Origin of the sequence: Streptomyces sp. NPDC007896, from assembly GCF_042959425.1 — a bacterium.
Classification (GTDB): Bacteria; Actinomycetota; Actinomycetes; order Streptomycetales; family Streptomycetaceae; genus Streptomyces.
In genome coordinates this window covers 357,766-379,533 of the sequence record NZ_JBIBKX010000001.1, presented here as the reverse complement: position 1 = coordinate 379,533, position 21,768 = coordinate 357,766, and the positions used below count along the sequence as shown (strand labels likewise).

Here is a 21,768-nt window from a genome sequence, read left to right as displayed (position 1 = left end):
CGCCCGGGACGGGCAGAATGCGACGGGTGAACGCCGAAACCCAGAGGGTGACGCGGCCCCGCCCCGCTGAGCGGGTCGTGCCACGGAGGCTCGTCGTCCCCGCGGGGGCGCTCGCGGCCGTCGTCGGCGCCTTCGCGTACGTCGGGGCCGTGGACCCCAACCAGCCCGGGCACTACCCCGTCTGCCCGCTGCAGCGCTACACGGGCGTGTACTGCCCCGGCTGCGGCGGTCTGCGCAGCGCCCACGCCTTCGTGCACGGGGACTTCGCGACGGCGCTCACGGACAACGCGCTCGCCGTCATGGGCTATTTCGCCTTCGCGGTGGTGTGGACCGTCTGGGCGGTCCGCTCGGCGCGCGGACGGCCGTTGCGGATCGACCTCGGGCCCGTGCACCTGTGGAGCGCGGGTGTGGTGCTCGTGGTCTTCACCGTTGTCCGGAACCTGCCCTTCGGTGGCTGGCTGCACCCTTGATCAAATGGCAAATGTCCAGGTAGTGGGACCGGCGTCAACCGGATGTGATGCCTAGCCCTTCCTGCGGATACCATCGGAGTGGGCCCATCATGACCGTCGGGACGACGGTCTGGGGTCGACAGGCTCAACCGTTCACCGTCAGGGAAGGGGGCCGCTCGCGTGAGTGTGCTCGACGAGATCATCGACGGAGTCCGTGCCGACCTCGCGGAGCGGCAGGCGCGCGTCAGCCTCGACGAGCTCAAGGAGCGCGCGGCGAAGGCTCCCGCGGCCAAGGACGGCGTGGCCGCCCTGCGTGGCGACGGCGTCAAGGTCATCTGTGAGGTCAAGCGCTCCAGCCCGTCCAAGGGCGCGCTCGCCGCGATCGCCGACCCCGCGGCCCTGGCCGCGGACTACGAGGCGGGCGGCGCGGCCGTCATCTCGGTCCTGACCGAGCAGCGCCGCTTCGGCGGCTCGCTGGCCGACCTGGAGGCCGTCCGCGCCCGGGTCGACATCCCCGTGCTCCGCAAGGACTTCATCGTCACGTCGTACCAGCTGTGGGAGGCCCGCGCGTACGGCGCCGACCTCGCGCTGCTGATCGTGGCTGCCCTCGACCAGGCCGCCCTGGAGTCCCTCATCGAGCGCGCCGAGTCCATCGGGCTCACGCCGCTCGTCGAGGTGCACGACGAGGACGAGGTCGAGCGGGCGGTGGACGCCGGCGCGAAGGTCATCGGCGTCAACGCGCGCAACCTCAAGACCCTCAAGGTGGACCGCACCACCTTCGAGCGGGTCGCTCCCGAGATCCCGTCCGGCCTCGTCAAGGTCGCCGAGTCCGGCGTCCGCGGGCCGCACGACCTCATCGCGTACGCCAACGCCGGCGCCGACGCGGTCCTGGTGGGCGAGTCCCTCGTCACCGGCCGCGACCCGAAGACGGCGGTCGCCGACCTCGTCGCGGCCGGGGCCCACCCCGCGCTGCGCCACGGACGGAGCTGACACCCCGGTGCACAGCGCGCCCCACGCCACCGCCGTCACCCGTCCGGGCCCACGCCCCGACGGGGGAGTGGCGTGCGTGCGGGCGGCTGCCGCCGGGGCGCGCGATCCCTACGCCCGCCTCGCCCGCGGCTGTCGGCCGCGCGGCTGCCGAGCACCGGCCCGCCGCGTCCACGGACGCCGCGTGCGGTATGTCATCGGTGACGAACCCGGCCAGGTCAACGGCATGCGATGGCCCGCCGGCGCACGCGTACAGGCGCCGCTCCGGGCCCGCCGCACCCCGCGGTGAGCTGACAGCTCCGACTCCCTCGTGCCACGTCGTGGCGGCCGCTCGCCGTCGCGACGGGAACTTCGTCCTCGGCACGGGCCGGTGGGCGGGAAGCGAACGGTGTCGCCCGGGAGACCTGTGCGTGCGCGACCGACCTGACTCCTGTCCGACCTGTAACCGGGGCTGTCGCCCCTGCGAGGTATCCGCATGCCCAGCGAGTTCTTCATTCCCGACCCCGAGGGTCAAGTCCCCACCGCCGAGGGGTACTTCGGCGCGTTCGGTGGCAAGTTCATCCCGGAGGCGCTGGTCGCCGCCGTGGACGAGGTCGCCGTCGAGTACGACAAGGCGAAGGCGGACCCCGAGTTCGCCCGCGAGCTCGACGACCTGCTCGTCCACTACACCGGGCGCCCGAGCCCACTCACCGAGGTGTCCCGCTTCGCCGAACACGCCGGTGGCGCGCGCGTCTTCCTCAAGCGCGAGGACCTCAACCACACCGGGTCCCACAAGATCAACAATGTGCTCGGTCAGGCCCTCCTCACCAAGCGGATGGGCAAGACCCGCGTCATCGCCGAGACCGGCGCCGGTCAGCACGGCGTGGCCACCGCCACCGCCTGCGCGCTCTTCGGCCTCGAGTGCACGATCTACATGGGTGAGATCGACACCCAGCGCCAGGCGCTGAACGTGGCCCGGATGCGCATGCTCGGCGCCGAGGTCATCGCCGTGAAGTCCGGCTCCCGCACCCTCAAGGACGCCATCAACGAGGCCTTCCGGGACTGGGTCGCCAACGTCGACCACACGCACTACCTCTTCGGGACCGTCGCGGGGCCGCACCCCTTCCCCGCCATGGTCCGCGACTTCCACCGGGTCATCGGGGTCGAGGCCCGGCGGCAGATCCTGGAGCGTGCCGGACGGCTTCCCGACGCGGCCATCGCCTGCGTCGGCGGCGGCTCCAACGCCATCGGCCTCTTCCACGCCTTCATCCCGGACGCGGACGTACGCCTCATCGGCTGCGAGCCCGCCGGGCACGGCGTGGAGACCGGGGAGCACGCCGCGACCCTCACCGCCGGCGAACCCGGCATCCTGCACGGGTCGCGGTCGTACGTCCTCCAGGACGAGGAAGGGCAGATCACCGAGCCCTACTCCATCTCGGCGGGCCTCGACTACCCGGGCATCGGACCCGAGCACTCCTACCTCAAGGACAGCGGCCGCGGAGAGTACCGCGCGGTCACCGACGACGCGGCCATGCAGGCCCTGCGCCTGCTCTCCCGCACCGAGGGCATCATCCCGGCGATCGAGAGCGCCCACGCGCTCGCCGGGGCCCTGGAGGTCGGCAAGGAGCTGGGCAAGGACGGGCTGATCATCGTCAACCTGTCCGGGCGCGGCGACAAGGACATGGACACGGCCGCCCGCTACTTCGGCCTGTACGACACCGCCGCCGACGCCGTCGTCGAGCCGGACGCCGACAGTGACACCGCCGAGATCGAGGGGGACGCCAAGTGAGCGGCAACATCCAGCTGTTGAGCGACTCCCTCGCCGCCGCGAAGGCGGAGGGGCGTTCCGCCCTCATCGCGTACCTCCCGGCCGGGTTCCCGACGGTCGACGGCGGGATCGCGGCCGTCAAGGCCGTCTTCGAGGGCGGCGCGGACATCGTCGAGATCGGTCTGCCGCACAGCGACCCCGTCCTCGACGGGCCCGTCATCCAGACCGCCGACGACATCGCCCTCAAGGGCGGCGTCAAGATCGCCGACGTCATGCGGACGGTCCGCGAGGCGCACGGGGCCACCGGGAAGCCGGTGCTCGTCATGACGTACTGGAACCCCATCGACCGCTACGGCGTCGAGCGCTTCACCGCGGAACTGGCGGAGGCGGGCGGCGCGGGCTGCATCCTGCCCGACCTGCCCGTCCAGGAGTCGGCGCTGTGGAGGGAGCACGCGCAGAAGCACGGCCTCGCGACCGTCTTCGTCGTCGCGCCCAGCAGCAAGGACGCCCGGCTCGCCGAGATCACCGCGGCGGGCAGCGGCTTCGTGTACGCGGCCTCGCTGATGGGGGTCACGGGCACGCGGGAGTCCGTGGGGGCCCAGGCCCAGGACCTGGTGCGGCGCACCAAGGCCACCACCGAGCTGCCGGTCTGCGTCGGCCTCGGTGTCTCCAACGCCACCCAGGCCGCCGAGGTGGCCGGCTTCGCCGACGGCGTGATCGTCGGCTCGGCCTTCGTCAAGCGGATGCTGGACGCGCCGGACGAGGCCGCGGGCCTCGACGCGGTCCGCGCCCTCGCGGGCGATCTGGCGAAGGGCGTGCGCGGCACGGCCTGAGACACCTTCCGCCTACGTACGCGTCCTGTTGCGTACGTAACGGACAATCCGCTCACTCGAACGGGTGGACCTGGGACCGGGGAGGCGCGCTGTGCCTCCCCGGTTCGTTCTGCCGGTTGTGAGCGAGAAGAACCGTGACGGAAAGCGCACCGCCCGCGAGCGGATGGCGGTCGAGCGAGAGAAGCAGAAGTCCGCGGACAAGCGCCGCCGGGCGCTGATCGTGGGCGCGTCGGTGGTGTGCGTCCTGGCCCTTGCCGCGGTGGTGGGCGTGCTGGCCGCCAACTCGGGCAAGGACAAGAAGAGCGCCGCGTCGGGCCCGGCCGTGTCGCCCTCGGGTGCGACAGGCAAGGACGGCCTCGCGATCCCCGTCGGCAAGGACGGCGCCAAGTCGACCCTCACGGTCTGGGAGGACTTCCGCTGCCCGGCCTGCCAGGCCTTCGAGACGGGGTTCCGCCCGACGATCCACGAACTGGTGGACGCCGGAAAGCTCAGGGTGGAGTACCACCTGGTCACGCTCATCGACGACGGCAGGGGAGGCAGCGGCTCCCGGCACGCGGCCAACGCCGCGGCCTGCGCCCAGGACGCCGGAAAGTTCACGGCCTACCACGACGTGCTGTACGAGAACCAGCCCAGCGAGACCACTGACGACTTCTCGAACGACAGCAAGCTCATCGAGCTGGCGGGCAAGGTCGACGGCCTGAACACCCCCGCTTTCCAGAAGTGTGTCAAGGACGGCACGCACAACAGCTGGGTCGTGAAGTCGAACGCGGCCTTCCAGCGCGGCGGATTCCGTGGCACGCCGACCGTGCTGCTGGACGGCAAGAACATCTACGAGGACCAGACGATGACCCCCGCGAAGCTCAAGCAGATGGTGGAGGCGCAGAACAAGGCCTGAGCCCCGCGTCGGCCCTGCGCCCCCGGCCCGGACACGGGCCGGGGGCGACTCATGTCGTGGCTCACGCCCTGACCCGAGACGTGGCCTGTGTCACGGCCTGTGTCACGACCTCTGGCACGGCCTGTGTCACGGCCTCTGTCAGGGCCTGTGTCACGGCCTCTGTCAGGGCCCCTGTTATGGACCCGTAGCCGGGCTGCTTGCCGTGGGTCCGGTCCGGCAGGGTAGCGTCGACCCTGCCATGGAACTTGCCTACATTCCCAGCCCGTCGCACGGTGTGGTGCACCTCGGCCCCATTCCGCTGCGCGGCTACGCGTTCTGCATCATCATCGGCGTCTTCGTAGCCGTCTGGCTCGGCAACAAACGCTGGATCGCCCGAGGCGGGCGGCCCGGCACGGTGGCCGACATCGCGGTGTGGGCCGTCCCGTTCGGCCTTGTCGGCGGCCGGCTCTACCACGTGATCACGGACTACGAGCTGTACTTCAGCGACGGCCGTGACTGGGTGGACGCCTTCAAGGTGTGGCAGGGCGGCCTCGGCATCTGGGGCGCGATCGCGCTCGGTGCGGTGGGCGCGTGGATCGGCTGCCGCCGACGCGGCATCCCGCTCCCCGCCTGGGCCGACGCCCTCGCCCCCGGCATCGTCTTCGCCCAGGCCATCGGGCGCTGGGGCAACTGGTTCAACCAGGAGCTGTACGGCAAGGCGACGGACGTGCCGTGGGCCCTGCACATCACGTCCTCCACGGACGGGCGCGTGCCGGGGTACTACCACCCGACGTTCCTGTACGAGTCCCTGTGGTGCATCGGCGTCGGCTTCCTCGTCATCTGGGCGGACCGCCGCTTCAAGCTGGGCCACGGGCGGGCGTTCGCGCTGTACGTCGCCGCGTACTGCGTCGGCCGCGGCTGGATCGAGTACATGCGCGTCGACGACGCCCACCACATCCTGGGCCTGCGTCTCAACGACTGGACCGCGATGGTGGTCTTCGTCCTCGCGGTGACCTACATCGTGGTGTCGGCGCGGCTGCGGCCGGGACGCGAGGAGGTCGTCGAGCCGGACGGGGACACCCCCGACGGCGATGCCGTCGCCCTCGACAAGGACGCCGACAGCAAGGCTGACGACAAGGCTGACGACAAGGCTGACGACGAGGCCGACGAGACGACCGACAAGAAGTCCGACGGTAAGAAGCCCGACGCGAAGACGGACACCGAGTCCGACGAACCCGCGCAGTCCAAGGAGCCCGTGGAGTCCCCGGAAGCCGAGGAGCTCGAGGAGTCCGAGGAGTCCGAGGAGTCCGGGTCGTCTGTGGAGGCGGCGAGGGGCGAGGCCGAGTCGGCCAAGAAGGTCTGAGTTCCCCTGGTACGTCGAAGGGGGCGCCGCGTCCGAGGACGCGGCGCCCCCTTCGCTCATTTCCGGCGGGACAGCGCCAGCGTGCGGCGGGCGCCCGCCACGACCGCCGCGTCCACGAACCGGCCGTCGGGCAGGGCCTGCGCGCCCGGCTCGGTGGCGGCGGCCTTGACGATGAGCTCGGCGGTCTCGACCTCGGCCGGCGTCGGGAGATAGGCGTGTTCGATCACCGGGAGCTGGCGGGGGTGGATGGCCGCGCGGCCGAGGAAGCCCAGGGTGCGCCCGTGGGCGCAGGAGGCGGCCAGGCCTTCGAGGTCCCGGATGTCCGGGTAGATCGACTGCGCGGGCGGCGCGAGGCCGGCGGCCCGGGCGGCGACCACGATCCGGGCGCGGGCCCAGTCCAGGCCCGCGTCCTCCCGTACGCCCAGGTCGGCCCGTAGATCCGCCTCCCCCAGTCCGATGCCGCGCACCGCCGGGTGGGCCGCGGCGATGGTGAAGGCGTGTTCGACACCGAGGGCGGATTCCAGGAGGGCGTACAGGGGGATCGCGCCTCCCTCGGAGGGGGCCGAGTGTTCCGCGACCCGGACGACATCGGCGGGGGAGGTCACCTTGGGCAGCCGAAGGCCGGAGAGGCCGGGGAGCGGGGCGAGTGTGCTCAGGTCCGCCTCGGCGAGGGGACCGTCCAGCACGTTCACGCGGACGTGGACCGGGACCGGGGGAGGGTCCGAGAGCAACTCGGCGGTGGCGGCGCGGGCGTACTTCTTGCGGTGCGGGGCGACCGCGTCCTCCAGGTCGATCAGGACGACGTCCGCGCCGGAGACGAGGGCCTTGGCCACCACCTCCGGGCGGTCTCCGGGGGCATAGAGCCAGGTGAGCGGGAGGGCCGGGATCCTCATAGGGCGCCTTCCGATCTGAGGGTGGTGATCTCGGCCTCGGACAGGCCGAGTTCGGTGAGGACGGCGTCCGTGTCGGCGCCGTGGGGGCGGCCCGCCCAGCGGATCGCGCCGGGGGTGGCGGAGAGCCTGAAGAGCACGTTCTGCATGCGCAGGGGGCCGAGTTCGGGGTCCGCGACGGTGGTGATCGTGTCCAGGGCCGCGTACTGCGGGTCCTCCATCACATCCCGTACGTCCTGGATCGGGGCCACCGCCGCCTCCGCCTTCTCGAAGGCGTCCAGGACCTCGTCGCGGCGGTGGCGGGCGATCCAGGTGCCCACCGCCTTGTCCAGGACGTCCGCGTGGCGGGCCCGCTCTGCGCCCGTCGCGAACCACGGTTCCTCGATCAGCTCCGGGCGTCCGACCAGCCGCATCAGCCGCTCGGCGATCGACTGGGCGGAGGTCGAGACGGCGACCCAGGAGCCGTCCGCCGTGCGGTAGGTGTTGCGGGGGGCGTTGTTCGCGGAGCGGTTGCCGGTGCGGGGCTGGACGTGGCCCAACTGGTCGTACCAGAGCGGCTGTGGGCCGAGCACGGTGAGGATCGGCTCGATGATCGCCATGTCGACCACCTGGCCGCGGCCCGAAGCGTCGCGGGCGCGGAGCGCGGCCATGACGGCGTACGCCGTCGCCAGGCCCGCGATCGAGTCGGCCAGGCCGAAGGGCGGGAGGGTCGGCGGGGAGTCCGGTTCGCCGGTGATCGCCGCGAAGCCGCTCATCGCCTCGGCGAGCGTGCCGAAGCCGGGGCGGTGCGCGTACGGGCCGAACTGGCCGAAGGCGGTCACACGGGCGAGGACGAGGCGGGGGTTGGCGGCCGACAGCACTGCCCAGCCCAGGTCCCACCTCTCCAGGGTGCCGGGCCGGAAGTTCTCGATGATCACGTCGGCGGTGGCGGCGAGGCGCAGCAGGGTGGCGCGGCCGCCGGGCTTGGACAGGTCGAGGGTGATGGTGCGTTTGTTGCGGCCGAGGAGCTTCCACCACAGGCCGATGCCGTCCTTCGACGGGCCGTGGCCCCGGGAGGGGTCGGGCTTGGCCGGGTGCTCGACCTTGACGACCTCCGCGCCGAAGTCGCCGAGCATGGTGGCGGCGAGCGGTCCGGCGAACAGAGTGGCGAGGTCGAGGACGCGCAGCCCGGTGAGCGGGCCACGACTCGTCCCGGACTCGGTGAGCGGACCGCGATCCGTCCCCGCCTTGTCGCCCGTATGCCCGCTCATGAGGTGTACCGGGTGTTCGAGGCGGCCTGGGCGTCGATCTCGGAGCGGTACGGCATCGAGGACGAGGCGCCGGCGCGCTGCACCGACAGGGACGCGGCCGTCGACGCCCACGCGAGGGCGGCGCGCATCGGCCGGCCCTCCGCCAGCGCGACCGCGAGGGTGCCGACGAAGGTGTCGCCCGCGCCGGTCGAGTCCACGGCGGTGACCCGGGGCGCGGGCACGGCGAGGGGTTCGGCGCCGCGGGTCGCGTACAGACTGCCCGCCGCGCCCAGTGTGACGACGACTTCGGGTACCTGGTCGAGCAGGGCGGTGGCCGCGTCGCGGGGGTCGGTGAGGCCGGTGAGCGCGGCGGCCTCGTGTTCGTTGGGTACCAACAGGTCGATGGAGGCGAGGAGTTCGGGTGGCAGGGACTGTACGGGGGAGGGGGTCAGGATGGTCCGGACGCCGTGGCGGCGCGCGGCCTCGGCGCCCGCGAGGACGGCGGCCAGCGGGATCTCCAGCTGGAGCAGCAGGGCGTCGGCGCTGGTGATGAGCGCCTCGTCGCCGGGGGCGAGGTGGTCGACGGTGCCGTTGGCGCCGGGGATGACGACGATCTCGTTGCCGCCCTCGTCGTCCACGACGATGTGCGCGGTGCCGGACGGGCCCTCGGTGGTGCGCAGGTGGTCGGTGTCCACGCCGGAGTGCTCCAGGGTCGTACGGAGCTGGGAGCCGAAGGCGTCGGCGCCCACCGCGCCGATCATCGAGACGTCGGCGCCCGCGTGGGCGGCGGCCACCGCCTGGTTGGCGCCCTTGCCGCCGGGGATCGTGCGGAACTCCCGGCCCGTCACGGTCTCTCCGCGCTGCGGAGCCTTCGCGACGTACGCGACGAGATCCATGTTCGTGCTGCCGAGCACGGCGATATGGGTCATGGGTGACGGGTCTCCCGGTGCGTGAGCTGGTGGGTCAGCCGGTGGGTCAGCTGGGCGAGGGTGTCGAAGCCGATGCCGTCGAAGTCGGCGACGGAGGTGGCGAGGCGGTTCTTGAGGGGGGTGGTCCAGCGGTCGGGGAGCGCGGCGGGGGTGCCGGTGAGGAGGCCCGCGACGCTGCCCGCCGTCGCGCCGTTGGAGTCGGTGTCCCAGCCGCCGGACACCGCGCGGCAGATGGAGCCGGAGAAGTCGCCGCCCGCGTGGGTGAGGGCGGCGGCGATCAGGGCGGTGTTGGGCAGGGCGTGGACCCAGTGGTAGGCGCGGTGGGTGGTGTGCAGTGCGTCGACGACCGTGTCGAAGTCCTCGGTGGTGCGGGCGAGGTGGACGGCGTGGCGGACGGCCTCGGCCAGGCGGGAGGCGGGGGGCACGACGGTGAGGCCGGTGCGCAGGCAGGCGTGGACGTCGGCGCGGCCGGTGGCGGCCTCGGCGAGGGTGGCCGCCGTGAACATCGCCGCGTACACGCCGTTCGCGGTGTGGGTGAGGGTGGCGTCCCGGTGGGCCGCCTCCGCGGCGGCGGCCGGATCGCCCGGGTTGGTCCAGCCGTGGACGTCGGCGCGGATCAGGGCGCCGATCCATTCGCGGAAGGGGTTGCGGTGGTGGGCCGTGTGCGGGGGTTCGATGCCGGTGAGGAGGTTGCGGTAGGCGATGCGTTCGGCGGTGAACGTGCGGCCGGCGGGGAGCTCGTCCAGCCAGAGGCGGGCCACGTCGGCGGTCGTGAAGTCCCTGCCGTGTCGCTGGAGCAACAGGAGGTTCAGGAGGGGGTAGTTGAGGTCGTCGTCCTCGGGCATGCCGTCGATGTTCTCGGCGAGGGAGGTGGGGGCGGATCGTCTGTTCCAGGGGTGGGCCCGCAGGAGGTCGTCGGGTACGCCCCGGGCGGTGAACCAGGTGTGCAGGGGCCAGTTTCCGGCGGCCCGGGCCAGTTGGCGGATGCCGTCGAGGGGGAGCTTTTCCACCGGTTTGCCAAGGAGGCACCCGACTGCTCTGCCCAGCCAGGCGGTTTCCAGGTGGGCCTGGGTGGGGGCTGGGGTGGGCACGGGTCGGGCGGGCCAGTTCGGGCAGTGGGCCCTGATCTGCCCCAGGTCGGTCGGCTCTGTGTCCGCCAACTTGCCGGGCAGCTCCGCCAGTTCGTCCAGGAGGTCTTCCGCCAGGGCGCGCAGGTACCGCGAGGCCGGAGTCGGGGACGCGCCCGCGCGAGGTGGGGCCTTTGGGCCGCCCGCCGCGTGCCAGCGGGCGGCGATCGCCTCCGGTGCCCGGCCGTCCTGATGCGCCTGGGCGAGCTCGTGGCCGAGGAGGTCCTCCGGTTGGACCCAGGTCAGTCGGAGCATCGCGGGGTCCCCGTCAGCTCGGCGTACGCCGACTCGTGGGCGCGGCGACGGCCCACGTCACGAGCGAAGATCTCGCGGGTCACCCCGGTGAGGGCGGTCGCCGGGGCGAGCAGGTCCAGGCGGCTGGACTCGGCGACCGTCTTGGCCCAGTCGTGGGGGACCTCTGAGCCGAGGGCACCGGCGAGGGCGCCGGACATGGTGGCGATGGAGTCGCAGTCGCGGCCGTAGTTCACCGAGCCGAGGACCGCGTGCCGGTAGTCGCCGCCGGACACCACCAACATGCCCAGCGCGACGGGGAGTTCCTCGATCGCGTGGAGGCGGGAGGGGCGGCGGGCGGCGAGGGAGGGGGAACGGTAGTCGGGGCCGACCGTGTCGTAGGGGATCACCGCCTCGCGGAGCGGGGTCAGCGCCGACTCGAAGTCCGTGTGCCGGGCGGCGACTTCACAGACCGCCTCGATCGCCGACCGGGTGCCGTCCTTCGCCAGGGACAGGCAGGCCGCGACGACCGAGTCCGGGCTCGCCCCGGGCACGCACGCCGCCGCGACCCCCGCCGCGAAGACGCCCGCCGCCTCCCGCCCGTACGACGACTGGTGGGCACCCGCGATGTCGAGCGCCTCGGCGTACGCGCCCGCCGGGTTGGCCGCGTTGACCAGGCCGACCGGCGCCATGTACATCGCGGCGCCGCAGTTGACGATGTTGCCGGCACCGGCCTCCCGGGGGTCCACATGGCCGTAGTGCAGGCGGGCCACCAGCCACTTCTCCGCGAGGAAGATCCGCTGGAGGGGGATGGCCTCGGCCTCCAGTTCCGGGATCCAGCGCGGGCCCGTCATGAGGTCGGGGACCAGGTGCTCGGCGACGGCGTACGCGTCGAGGTGGTCGCGGACGGTGGCGTACACGCGTACCAGCGCATGGGTCATCAGGGTGTCGTCGGTGACGTGTCCGTCGCCCTTGTGGTAAGGGGCGATGGGGCGGGCGGTGCGCCAGGCGTCGCCGTTCCAGGGGCCGACGATGCCGTGGATCCGGCCGCCGTGCCGTTCGACGATCTGCTCTGGGGTGTAGCCCTCGACGGGGCCGCCGAGCGCGTCGCCGACGGCGGCTCCGACGAGGGCTCCGGTGATGCGTGCGTCGAGGGTTCCCGTTCCTTCTCCTTTGGGCGTCATGCCCGAATCATCCCTCTGGGGTGGCCAGTTCCGTTGCTTCCAGGAGGTCGGCGAGTCCGATCAGATCCGTGCCCGTGAGCCGGGGCAGCGCGCAGCCGGACAGGATGCGGCAGGCGTCGCGCCAGGAGGCCGGGATCGCGGCGCCGCCGCCCAGCGCGCCGGTGAGCGCGCCCGCGAGGGCCGGGGCCGAGTCCGCGACCCGGGACAGACAGGCGGCGGCGGGCACCGCCTCCGCGATCCGGCCGCGTGCGGCGGTGGCCAGGGCGAGGGCGACCGGCACGGTCTCCGCCGCCGCGATGCCGTAGCTGTAGACGTGGTCGACGATCTGGTGTTCCAGGAGGGGGACCAGGGCGAAGGTGTCCTCGCTGGCGCGGGCGAGCCGCAGTGCGTGCCGGGCGTTGCGGCCGATCTCCGTAGACTCGGGGAGCTCGGCGAGGGCGGCGTCCGCGCAGGCGTCGACGTCGGCTCCGGCGAGGGCGAGCGCGAGGGCCGCGGCCATCGCGCGGGCGCCGTGCACCCCGTCGCCGTCCTGGGTGTAGCGGGCGTCGAACTCGGCGAGTTCCGCGGCGAGTCGGGGGTCGCCCGGGTGCGCCACGGCGAGCACACAGGCCCGTACACAGGCCGCGTCGTCGAAGTAGTGCGGGTTGTCGTGGCCGGTGGCGGGCGGGCGCAGCCCGGTGGCGAGGTTGCCCAGGCCCGCCCGTACGGAGATCCGGGCGCGCAGGGGGAGCAGCGCGGACTCGACCTCGGGGGCGCGCTCGGCGGCCGCGGCGACCTCGCTGGCGACGGCGTTCCAGGACAGGTCGATGGACGCCCGCATCCGGCGTTCCCGGCTCAGGTCGCCGAGCGCGCTGCGGTCCCCGGCGCGCAGCACGGCCTCCGCCGCGAACGCCGCCCATTCCGCGTCGTCCGACGGGCCGAGCCGCAGGGGTTCCGGCGGCTGGTTGAGCGCGATGGGCACGGGCAGGGTCGTCGTCGCGTTCTGCTCCGCGAAGGTGTCCAGCTCGCGGGTCAGCCGCCGGGTCCACTCGGGCATCCGGGCCGCGCGGTGCCGGCCGGCGGGCCAGCCGGCGGCGTCGCCCGCGGCGAGCCCGAGCAGGAGGCCCTCGATCCGGCGGGGGTGCGGGGCGGGTACGGGGGCGGCGCCCCGCTCCGTACGGGGGTCCGCATCCGTCGAGGGGGAGTCCCCGGTGTCGGACGTCGGGAGTGGGTCCCCGATGTCGCAGATCGAGATCGATCCCCCGGTTTCCGGTGCCGAGGCCGATCCCGTGCCGGGTTCGTCGCCCACCAGGCCGGGTCTCATGGCTGCACCTCGTCATCGTCGTCGGCAAGGATGTAATCGCTGGTGAGGGCGTAGAGGTCGGGGGGCGGAGGCGCCGTGCTCCCGGTCCCCCACTTCCCGTCGCCCCCCGGTGTGAGCAGTTCCGCCACGTCCAGTACGTGGTGGCCCGCCATGGAGGGCAGGCAGCTGCCGCGTGCCGGGCCGATCGCCGCCGCCCAGTCCGCCGGGATCGCGGCGGCGCCCCGGGTCGCCCCGGCCAGCGCGCCCGCCACCGCGGCCGTGGTGTCGGCGTCGCGGCCCATGTTGACGGCGGTGAGGACGGACTCGGTGAAGTCGCCGCCGGCGGCGGCGTACGCCCCGAAGGCGAGGGCGACGGCCTCCGGGGCCAGATCCGTCCAGGGGTAGCCGCCGATGACGACCGCCGAGCGGACCGCCCGTTCCCCGCGGTGGGCGACGGCCACCGCCCGGCGCAGGGAGCGGGCCGTCCAGGAGTCGTCCGGGATCACGGCGAGCGCGGAGGCGACCACCGCGATCGTGGCCGCGCCCGCCATCGCCGCCGCGACCCCCGCCGCGACCGCCTGGCCGCCGTAGATGCCCTCGCCCTCGTGGCTCACCGAGCCGTCGATCGCCACCAGCCGGGCCGCCTCCGCCGGGCGCCCCGCCGCGAAGACGCCGAAGGGGGCCGCGCGCATCGCCAGACCGTCGCTCCAGGCGTGCCGGTGCTGGGCCGAGATGGGGGCCGCGAGTCCCCGGCGCAGGTTCTCCAGGGTGCCGCGCTCGCTGAAGCCGGCGCCCCGGAACGGCCCCTCGTCGCGGTCGGCGATCCACTGGTGCCAGGCCGCCTCGACATGCGTCACGGTGAGCGCCGAACCGTGCCGGGCCAGCAGCAGTCCCGAGAAGATCGCGTACTCCGTGTCGTCCGTCCCGGCCGGGTGTTCGGCGACGTACCCCGTGATCCGTCCCCACTTCGCGCGGATCTGCGACGGCCTCATGTTCTCGGCGGGCGCGCCCAGCGCGTCCCCGACGGCGAGGCCGAGCAGCGCGCCGCGGGCCCGCTCGCGCAGAGCGGCCGAGTCCCCGGGTGCCGGGACGGAGGGAATGCAGGCGATGGAAGCCATACGGTGCCTCTCCTCTCAGGGCGCAGAGCCCTTTGGGGATGTGTCCCACGGGAGGGGGCGGGCAGAGCCGTCCGCGACTCCTCATTCACCCGGTCGACATCTGTGCAAGATCCTTCACGGATGAGCGCCTGAGGGGAAAACCGCAGGTTAGCCCAGCCTTTCCTTGCTGGCGGAGAAGAAATTACCGGCGTACTTTCGTGGTTGTCGAAAAGTAGAAACAGTCCAATCGAAGGATCCTGGGGGACCGGTATGTCCATCATCGAGACCGAAGCGACCCTGCACGAGGCGCACCGCGACAACCACACCCACCGGGACGTGAACGGCGGATGGCTGCGCCCGGCCGTGTTCGGTGCGATGGACGGGCTCGTGTCCAACCTCGCCCTGATGACCGGCGTCGCCGGCGGGTCCGTCTCCCATCAGACGATCGTCATCACCGGGCTCGCGGGCCTGGCAGCCGGCGCCTTCTCCATGGCCGCCGGCGAGTACACCTCCGTCGCCTCGCAGCGCGAACTCGTCCAGGCCGAACTCGAGGTCGAGCGCCGTGAGTTGAGAAAGCATCCGCAGGACGAGGAGCGCGAGCTCGCCGCGCTGTACGAGTCGCGCGGTGTCGATTCCGCGCTCGCCCGCGAAGTGGCCAAGCAGCTCTCGCGCGACCCCGAGCAGGCTCTGGAGATACATGCCCGCGAAGAGCTCGGCATCGACCCGGGCGACCTGCCCTCCCCGGCCGTCGCCGCCGTGTCGAGCTTCGGCTCCTTCGCCCTGGGCGCCCTGCTCCCCGTACTGCCGTATCTGCTCGGCGCGACCGTCCTGTGGCCCGCGCTGCTGCTCGCGCTGATCGGGCTCTTCGCGTGTGGCGCGATCGTGGCCCGGGTGACGGCTCGAACCTGGTGGTACAGCGGAATCCGGCAGCTCGCGCTCGGGGGTGCCGCGGCGGGTGTGACGTACGTCCTGGGCAGCCTGTTCGGTACCGCCGTAGGATGATATCTCGCGCACTTATGCATGAGACTGCATAAGTAGCCGTTACTCCCTGGTTTCGATCGCTTAACCACTGGGAATGAGCCGTAAGCGCTGCGGGCAATGAGGCCTGCGCCGCTTCGGTGCGGTGGGTGACGTTGCCTGCCGTACCCCGGACCCGCGGACACTGATCTGTCCGCTTAGGTCCCCTTAACTCCACCGTCGTGCGCGGTACCCCCACGCCACCCACCGGTGTCCGCATGTTGGAACGGAGTATCCGGTTCCCGAGAACCATTCCATCATGTAACCTGCACGAAATTTTGCACCCCAAGCAGAGGGCCAACGTCGTCCCTCGGCACATGCATATGCCACGACGACGACGGGAGAGCCGATGCGTTCGCCGCGCCAGCCGTCCCAGCACTCCACGAATGGCCAGAACTGGTCCTTCATGGATGCTCGCCCTGCTGCGCAGGGTATGTACGACCCCCGCAACGAGCACGACGCCTGTGGCGTCGGCTTCGTGGCCACCCTCACCGGTGAGGCGAGCTACGCGCTGGTCGAGCAGGCGCTCACCGTGCTACGCAACCTGGAGCACCGGGGTGCCACCGGCGCCGAGCCCGACTCGGGCGACGGTGCGGGCATCCTGTCCCAGGTTCCCGACGCGTTCTTCCGTGAGGTGGCCGAATTCGAGCTGCCCGCGGCCGGCGCGTACGCGGTCGGCATCGCCTTCCTGCCCGAGGACGGCATCGAGGATGTCGTCTCACAGATCGAGACGATCGCCGCCGACGAGGGCCTGACCGTCCTCGGCTGGCGCGAGGTCCCGGTCGCCCCCGAACTGCTCGGTGCCACCGCCCGCTCCACGATGCCCGCCTTCCGCCAGATCTTCGTCACGGACGGCGTCTCGACCGGCATCGAGCTCGACCGCAAGGCGTTCGTGCTGCGCAAGCGCGCCGAGCGCGAGGCCGGCGTGTACTTCCCGTCGCTCTCCGCGCGCACCATCGTCTACAAGGGCATGCTGACCACCGGCCAGCTGGAGCCCTTCTTCCCGGACCTGTCCGACCGCCGCTTCGCCTCCGCGATCGCGCTCGTGCACTCCCGGTTCTCCACCAACACCTTCCCGAGCTGGCCGCTCGCCCACCCGTACCGCTTCGTCGCGCACAACGGCGAGATCAACACGGTCAAGGGCAACCGCAACTGGATGCAGGCGCGCGAGTCCCAGCTGGTCTCGGATCTCTTCGGGGACAAGGGCATGGAGCGGGTCTTCCCGATCTGCACGCCCGACGCGTCCGACTCCGCCTCCTTCGACGAGGTGCTCGAGCTCCTCCACCTCGGCGGCCGCTCGCTCCCGCACTCCGTGCTGATGATGATCCCGGAGGCGTGGGAGAACCACGACTCCATGGACCCGGCCCGCCGCGCCTTCTACCAGTTCCACTCCACGATGATGGAGCCCTGGGACGGCCCGGCCTGTGTCACCTTCACCGACGGCACCCAGGTCGGCGCGGTCCTCGACCGCAACGGTCTGCGCCCCGGCCGCTACTGGGTCACCGACGAGGGCCTGGTCGTCCTCGGCTCGGAGGTCGGCGTCCTCGACATCGACCCCGCGAAGGTCGTCCGCAAGGGCCGCCTCCAGCCCGGCAACATGTTCCTGGTCGACACCGCCGAGCACCGCATCATCGAGGACGACGAGATCAAGGCCGCCCTCGTCGCCGACAAGCCGTACGCGGAGTGGCTGGAAGCCGGCGAGATCGAGCTCTCCGACCTCCCCGAGCGCGAGCACATCGTGCACACCCACGCCTCGGTCACCCGCCGCCAGCAGACCTTCGGCTACACCGAGGAAGAGCTGCGCATCATCCTCGCGCCGATGGCCAACACCGGCGGTGAGCCGCTGGGCTCCATGGGCACGGACTCGCCGATCGCGGCCCTCTCCGCCCGCCCGCGCCTGCTCTTCGACTACTTCACCCAGCTGTTCGCGCAGGTCACCAACCCGCCTCTGGACGCGATCCGCGAGGAGCTCGTCACCTCGCTGCGCTCCTCGCTGGGCCCGCAGGGCAACCTGCTGGAGCCCACGGCCGCGTCCTGTCGTAGCGTCACCCTGCCCTTCCCGGTGATCGACAACGACGAGCTGGCCAAGCTCATCCACATCAACGCCGACGGCGACATGCCGGGCATGAAGGCCGCGACCCTGTCCGGTCTCTACCGGGTCAGCGGTGGCGGCGACTCCCTCGCCGCGCGGATCGAGGAGATCTGCGCGGAGGCCGACGCGGCCATCGAGAACGGCGCCCGTCTGATCGTCCTGTCGGACCGCCACTCCGACGCCGAGCACGCGCCGATCCCCTCGCTGCTGCTCACCGCGGCCGTCCACCACCACCTCATCCGCACCAAGCAGCGCACCCAGGTGGGCCTGCTGGTCGAGGCGGGCGACGTCCGCGAGGTCCACCACGTGGCCCTCCTCATCGGCTTCGGCGCCGCCGCGGTCAACCCGTACCTGGCGATGGAGTCGGTCGAGGACCTGGTCCGCGCCGGCACCTTCCTGACCGGCATCGAGGCCGAGCAGGCCATCCGCAACCTGATCTACGCGCTCGGCAAGGGCGTCCTCAAGGTCATGTCCAAGATGGGCATCTCGACCGTCGCCTCCTACCGCGGCGCCCAGGTCTTCGAGGCCGTCGGCCTGGACCAGGCCTTCGTCGAGAAGTACTTCAACGGCACCGCCACCAAGATCGGCGGCGCCGGCCTCGACGTCATCGCCAAGGAGGTCGCGGCGCGGCACGCCAAGGCCTACCCGGCCTCCGGCATCGCCCCGGCGCACCGGGCCCTCGACATAGGCGGCGAGTACCAGTGGCGCCGCGAGGGCGAGCCGCACCTGTTCGACCCGGAGACGGTCTTCCGCCTCCAGCACTCGACGCGCTCCGGCAGCTACGACATCTTCAAGAAGTACACCGACCGGGTGAACGAGCAGTCCGAGCGCCTGATGACGCTCCGGGGCCTGTTCGGCTTCAAGTCCGACCGGCAGCCGATCTCGATCGACGAGGTCGAGCCGGTGAGCGAGATCGTCAAGCGCTTCTCCACCGGCGCCATGTCGTACGGCTCCATCTCCAAGGAGGCGCACGAGACCCTCGCCATCGCCATGAACCAGTTGGGCGGCAAGTCCAACACCGGTGAGGGCGGCGAGGACGCGGACCGGCTCTACGACCCGGCACGCCGCTCGTCGATCAAGCAGGTCGCCTCCGGCCGCTTCGGCGTGACGTCGGAGTACCTGGTCAACGCCGACGACATCCAGATCAAGATGGCGCAGGGCGCCAAGCCCGGCGAGGGCGGCCAGCTGCCCGGCCACAAGGTCTACCCCTGGGTCGCCAAGACCCGGCACAGCACCCCGGGCGTGGGCCTCATCTCCCCGCCCCCGCACCACGACATCTACTCCATCGAGGACCTGGCCCAGCTGATCCACGACCTCAAGAACGCGAACCCGCAGGCGCGGATTCACGTCAAGCTGGTCTCCGAGGTCGGTGTCGGCACGGTCGCCGCGGGTGTCTCCAAGGCGCACGCGGACGTGGTGCTCATCTCCGGCCACGACGGCGGTACGGGCGCCTCCCCGCTGACCTCCCTGAAGCACGCGGGCGGCCCCTGGGAGCTCGGCCTCGCCGAGACCCAGCAGACGCTGCTGCTCAACGGCCTGCGCGACCGTATCGTCGTGCAGACCGACGGCCAGCTGAAGACCGGCCGTGACGTCGTCATCGCCGCGCTGCTCGGCGCCGAGGAGTTCGGTTTCGCGACCGCGCCGCTCGTCGTCTCCGGCTGCGTCATGATGCGCGTCTGCCACCTGGACACCTGCCCGGTCGGCATCGCCACCCAGAACCCGGTGCTGCGCGACCGCTTCGCCGGCAAGGCCGAGTACGTCGTGAACTTCTTCAAGTTCATCGCCGAAGAGGTCCGCGAGATCCTCGCCGAGCTCGGCTTCCGCACGATCGAGGAGGCCGTCGGCCACGCCGAGAACCTCGACGTGGAGCGGGCGATCACCCACTGGAAGGCGCAGGGACTGGACCTGTCCCCGCTCTTCTACGTGCCCGAGCTGCCCGAGGGCGCGGTGCGCCACCAGGTCATCGCGCAGGACCACGGTCTGGAGAAGGCGCTCGACAACGAGCTGATCAAGCTCGCCGCCGACGCGCTGGCCGCGAACACCCAGGCCGACGCCCAGCCGGTGCGCGCCCAGGTCGCGATCCGCAACATCAACCGCACGGTCGGCACCATGCTCGGCCACGAGGTGACGAAGAAGTTCGGTGGCGGGGGCCTGCCCGACGACACCATCGACATCACCTTCACCGGCTCCGCGGGCCAGTCCTTCGGCGCCTTCCTGCCGCGCGGTGTCACGCTGCGCCTGGAGGGCGACGCCAACGACTACGTCGGCAAGGGCCTCTCCGGCGGCCGGGTGATCGTCCGTCCCGACCGGGGCGCCGACCACCTCGCCGAGTACTCGACCATCGCGGGCAACACCATCGCGTACGGCGCTACGGGCGGCGAGCTCTTCCTGCGCGGCCGCACCGGCGAGCGCTTCTGCGTCCGCAACTCCGGCGCGACGGTGGTCTCCGAGGGCGTGGGCGACCACGGCTGCGAGTACATGACCGGCGGCCACGCGGTCGTCCTCGGCGAGACGGGCCGCAACTTCGCGGCCGGCATGTCCGGCGGCATCGCGTACGTCGTCGACCTGAACCGCGACAACGTCAACGCCGGCAACGTGGGCGCCGTCGAGGCCCTCGACGACACCGACAAGCAGTGGCTGCACGACGTGGTGCGCCGCCACCAGGAGGAGACCGGCTCGACCGTCGCCGAGAAGCTCCTGGCCGAGTGGGACACCGCGGTCGACCGCTTCAGCAAGATCATCCCCAGCACGTACAAGGCAGTGCTCGCCGCCAAGGACGCCGCCGAGCGAGCCGGACTCCCCGAGTCCGAGATCACCGAGAAGATGATGGAGGCGGCGACCAATGGCTGATCCCAAGGGCTTTTTGAACCACGGCCGCGAGGTCGCCAGGACCCGCCCCGTCGAGGAGCGCGTCAAGGACTGGAACGAGGTCTACGTTCCGGGCTCACTGCTCCCGATCATCTCCAAGCAGGCCAGCCGTTGCATGGACTGCGGGATCCCGTTCTGCCACAACGGCTGTCCGCTGGGGAACCTGATCCCCGAGTGGAACGACTACGCCTACCGCGAGGACTGGGGGGCCGCGTCCGAGCGTCTGCACGCCACGAACAACTTCCCCGAGTTCACGGGCCGCCTGTGCCCCGCTCCCTGCGAGTCGGCGTGTGTGCTCGGCATCAACCAGCCCGCCGTGACCATCAAGAACGTCGAGGTCTCGATCATCGACAAGGCGTGGGACACGGGCGATGTCGCCCCGCAGATCCCCGAGCGCCTGTCGGGCAAGACCGTCGCGGTCATCGGCTCGGGCCCGGCGGGCCTGGCCGCCGCCCAGCAGCTCACCCGGGCGGGTCACACGGTCGCCGTGTACGAGCGTGCCGACCGCGTCGGCGGTCTGCTGCGCTACGGCATCCCCGAGTTCAAGATGGAGAAGCGGCACATCAACCGCCGCATCGAGCAGATGCGCGCGGAGGGCACCCGCTTCCGCACCGGCATCGAGATCGGCCGCGACCTCAAGGCGACGGACCTGCGCAAGCGGTACGACGCCGTGGTCATCGCCGCCGGTGCGACGACCGCGCGTGACCTCCCGGTCCCCGGCCGCGAGCTCAAGGGCATCCACCAGGCCATGGAGTACCTGCCGCTGGCCAACAAGGTCCAGGAGGGCGACTACGTGGCGCCCCCGATCACGGCCGAGGGCAAGCACGTCGTGGTCATCGGCGGCGGCGACACCGGCGCGGACTGCGTGGGGACCGCCCACCGCCAGGGCGCCGCCTCGGTCACGCAGCTGGAGATCATGCCGCAGCCCGGCGAGGAGCGGAACCCGGGCCAGCCCTGGCCGACGTTCCCGATGCTCTACAAGGTCACCTCCGCGCACGAGGAGGGCGGCGACCGCGTCTACTCGGTCTCCACCACCCACTTCGAGGGCGACGAGGACGGCAACGTCCAGTGGCTGCACCTCACCGAGGTCGAGTTCGTCGACGGCAAGCTGAACCAGAAGCCGGGCACGGAGCGCAAGATCCCCGCCCAGCTGGTCACGCTGGCCATGGGCTTCACCGGCACCGACGTCGAGAACGGCGTGGTCTCCCAGTTCGGCCTGGAGCTCGACGCGCGCGGCAACATCGCCCGTGACGCCGACTTCGCGACCAACGTGCCCGGCGTGTACGTCGCCGGTGACGCCGGCCGCGGCCAGTCGTTGATCGTGTGGGCCATCGCGGAGGGCCGCTCGGCCGCCCGCGGGGTCGACCGCTTCCTGACCGGGGCCAGCGATCTGCCGGCCCCGATCCGCCCGACGGACCGCTCGCTGATGGTCTGACGCTCCACCCCAACAAACGTCCCGTACAACGGCGTACGGAACTGAACGCGGCGCCTGCCTTGTCCCCGACCGGACGGTGGTGGGCGCCGTGGTGCGTCGTCAGCAGGTCGGGCGGTGGCAGGTCGGGCGGTGGC

At 71.9% G+C, this 21,768-nt stretch carries 17 protein-coding genes; 10 read left to right on the top strand and 7 right to left on the bottom strand.

What is annotated here, in order from left to right; all coding sequences use genetic code 11:
* The first annotated feature begins 17 nt into the window (after positions 1 to 17).
* From ACFZDJ_RS01720 to lgt, 7 genes are all read left to right on the top strand, one after another.
* On the top strand, positions 18 to 470 hold the full coding sequence (locus ACFZDJ_RS01720; protein WP_384905914.1) for a DUF2752 domain-containing protein: 453 nt from the start codon (positions 18 to 20) through the stop codon (positions 468 to 470).
* A 159-nt stretch (positions 471 to 629) separates the two neighbouring features.
* Positions 630 to 1,439, top strand: coding sequence for an indole-3-glycerol phosphate synthase TrpC (trpC, locus tag ACFZDJ_RS01715; RefSeq protein ID WP_075026357.1), 810 nt, complete (start codon positions 630 to 632; stop codon positions 1,437 to 1,439).
* A gap of 7 nt (positions 1,440 to 1,446) precedes the next feature.
* Positions 1,447 to 1,725, top strand: a complete 279-nt coding sequence (trpM, locus tag ACFZDJ_RS01710) for a tryptophan biosynthesis modulator TrpM (RefSeq protein WP_384905915.1) — start codon at positions 1,447 to 1,449, stop codon at positions 1,723 to 1,725.
* A gap of 186 nt (positions 1,726 to 1,911) precedes the next feature.
* Positions 1,912 to 3,204: a tryptophan synthase subunit beta gene (gene trpB / locus ACFZDJ_RS01705; protein ID WP_099923152.1), complete on the top strand. Its 1,293-nt coding sequence runs from the start codon at positions 1,912 to 1,914 to the stop codon at positions 3,202 to 3,204.
* Positions 3,201 to 4,016, top strand: a complete 816-nt coding sequence (gene trpA, locus ACFZDJ_RS01700) for a tryptophan synthase subunit alpha (RefSeq protein WP_391055385.1) — start codon at positions 3,201 to 3,203, stop codon at positions 4,014 to 4,016. The genes trpB and trpA overlap by 4 nt, the downstream gene beginning before the upstream one ends.
* Positions 4,017 to 4,134: 118 nt before the next feature.
* Entirely contained in the window at positions 4,135 to 4,911 is a 777-nt protein-coding gene (locus tag ACFZDJ_RS01695) for a thioredoxin domain-containing protein (RefSeq protein WP_390928182.1), read from the top strand.
* Between the two features lie 238 nt (positions 4,912 to 5,149).
* The gene (gene lgt / locus ACFZDJ_RS01690; RefSeq protein WP_391055382.1) at positions 5,150 to 6,253 is read left to right on the top strand and encodes a prolipoprotein diacylglyceryl transferase; all 1,104 of its coding nucleotides are present in this window, start codon (positions 5,150 to 5,152) and stop codon (positions 6,251 to 6,253) included.
* 56 nt (positions 6,254 to 6,309) lie between these two features.
* Here the strand turns inward: lgt and ACFZDJ_RS01685 are convergent, their stop codons facing one another.
* From ACFZDJ_RS01685 to ACFZDJ_RS01655, 7 genes are read right to left on the bottom strand one after another with little or no spacing between them, the layout of a single operon-like run.
* Entirely contained in the window at positions 6,310 to 7,146 is an 837-nt protein-coding gene (locus tag ACFZDJ_RS01685; protein ID WP_390928186.1) for an aldolase/citrate lyase family protein, read from the bottom strand.
* A complete protein-coding gene (locus tag ACFZDJ_RS01680) occupies positions 7,143 to 8,393 on the bottom strand; it encodes a CoA transferase (RefSeq protein ID WP_391055379.1) in 1,251 nt (416 codons plus the stop codon). Before ACFZDJ_RS01680 ends, ACFZDJ_RS01685 begins: the two co-directional genes overlap by 4 nt.
* Positions 8,390 to 9,301, bottom strand: coding sequence for a ribokinase (gene rbsK / locus ACFZDJ_RS01675; RefSeq protein WP_384905921.1), 912 nt, complete (start codon positions 9,299 to 9,301; stop codon positions 8,390 to 8,392). The genes ACFZDJ_RS01680 and rbsK overlap by 4 nt, the downstream gene beginning before the upstream one ends.
* A complete protein-coding gene (locus tag ACFZDJ_RS01670) occupies positions 9,298 to 10,683 on the bottom strand; it encodes an ADP-ribosylglycohydrolase family protein (protein ID WP_391055376.1) in 1,386 nt (461 codons plus the stop codon). The genes rbsK and ACFZDJ_RS01670 overlap by 4 nt, the downstream gene beginning before the upstream one ends.
* Entirely contained in the window at positions 10,671 to 11,843 is a 1,173-nt protein-coding gene (locus tag ACFZDJ_RS01665; RefSeq protein WP_391055374.1) for an ADP-ribosylglycohydrolase family protein, read from the bottom strand. The genes ACFZDJ_RS01670 and ACFZDJ_RS01665 overlap by 13 nt, the downstream gene beginning before the upstream one ends.
* Before the next feature lie 7 nt (positions 11,844 to 11,850).
* Complete coding sequence (locus tag ACFZDJ_RS01660) at positions 11,851 to 13,146, bottom strand: ADP-ribosylglycohydrolase family protein (protein WP_390928196.1); 1,296 nt, start codon at positions 13,144 to 13,146, stop codon at positions 11,851 to 11,853.
* A complete protein-coding gene (locus ACFZDJ_RS01655; protein ID WP_390928198.1) occupies positions 13,143 to 14,243 on the bottom strand; it encodes an ADP-ribosylglycohydrolase family protein in 1,101 nt (366 codons plus the stop codon). The genes ACFZDJ_RS01660 and ACFZDJ_RS01655 overlap by 4 nt, the downstream gene beginning before the upstream one ends.
* A gap of 249 nt (positions 14,244 to 14,492) precedes the next feature.
* On the opposite strand from ACFZDJ_RS01655, the gene ACFZDJ_RS01650 reads away from it, so the two are divergent.
* The 3 genes from ACFZDJ_RS01650 to ACFZDJ_RS01640 all read left to right on the top strand — a co-directional run bounded on the left by ACFZDJ_RS01650 (position 14,493) and on the right by ACFZDJ_RS01640 (position 21,634).
* A complete protein-coding gene (locus ACFZDJ_RS01650) occupies positions 14,493 to 15,224 on the top strand; it encodes a VIT1/CCC1 transporter family protein (RefSeq protein WP_385388063.1) in 732 nt (243 codons plus the stop codon).
* A 364-nt stretch (positions 15,225 to 15,588) separates the two neighbouring features.
* A complete protein-coding gene (gene gltB / locus ACFZDJ_RS01645; protein WP_391055371.1) occupies positions 15,589 to 20,181 on the top strand; it encodes a glutamate synthase large subunit in 4,593 nt (1,530 codons plus the stop codon).
* Positions 20,174 to 21,634 carry a glutamate synthase subunit beta gene (locus ACFZDJ_RS01640; RefSeq protein WP_384905928.1) on the top strand — a complete coding sequence of 487 codons (1,461 nt, stop codon included), beginning with the start codon at positions 20,174 to 20,176 and terminating at the stop codon, positions 21,632 to 21,634. Before gltB ends, ACFZDJ_RS01640 begins: the two co-directional genes overlap by 8 nt.
* Positions 21,635 to 21,768: the final 134 nt, after the last annotated feature.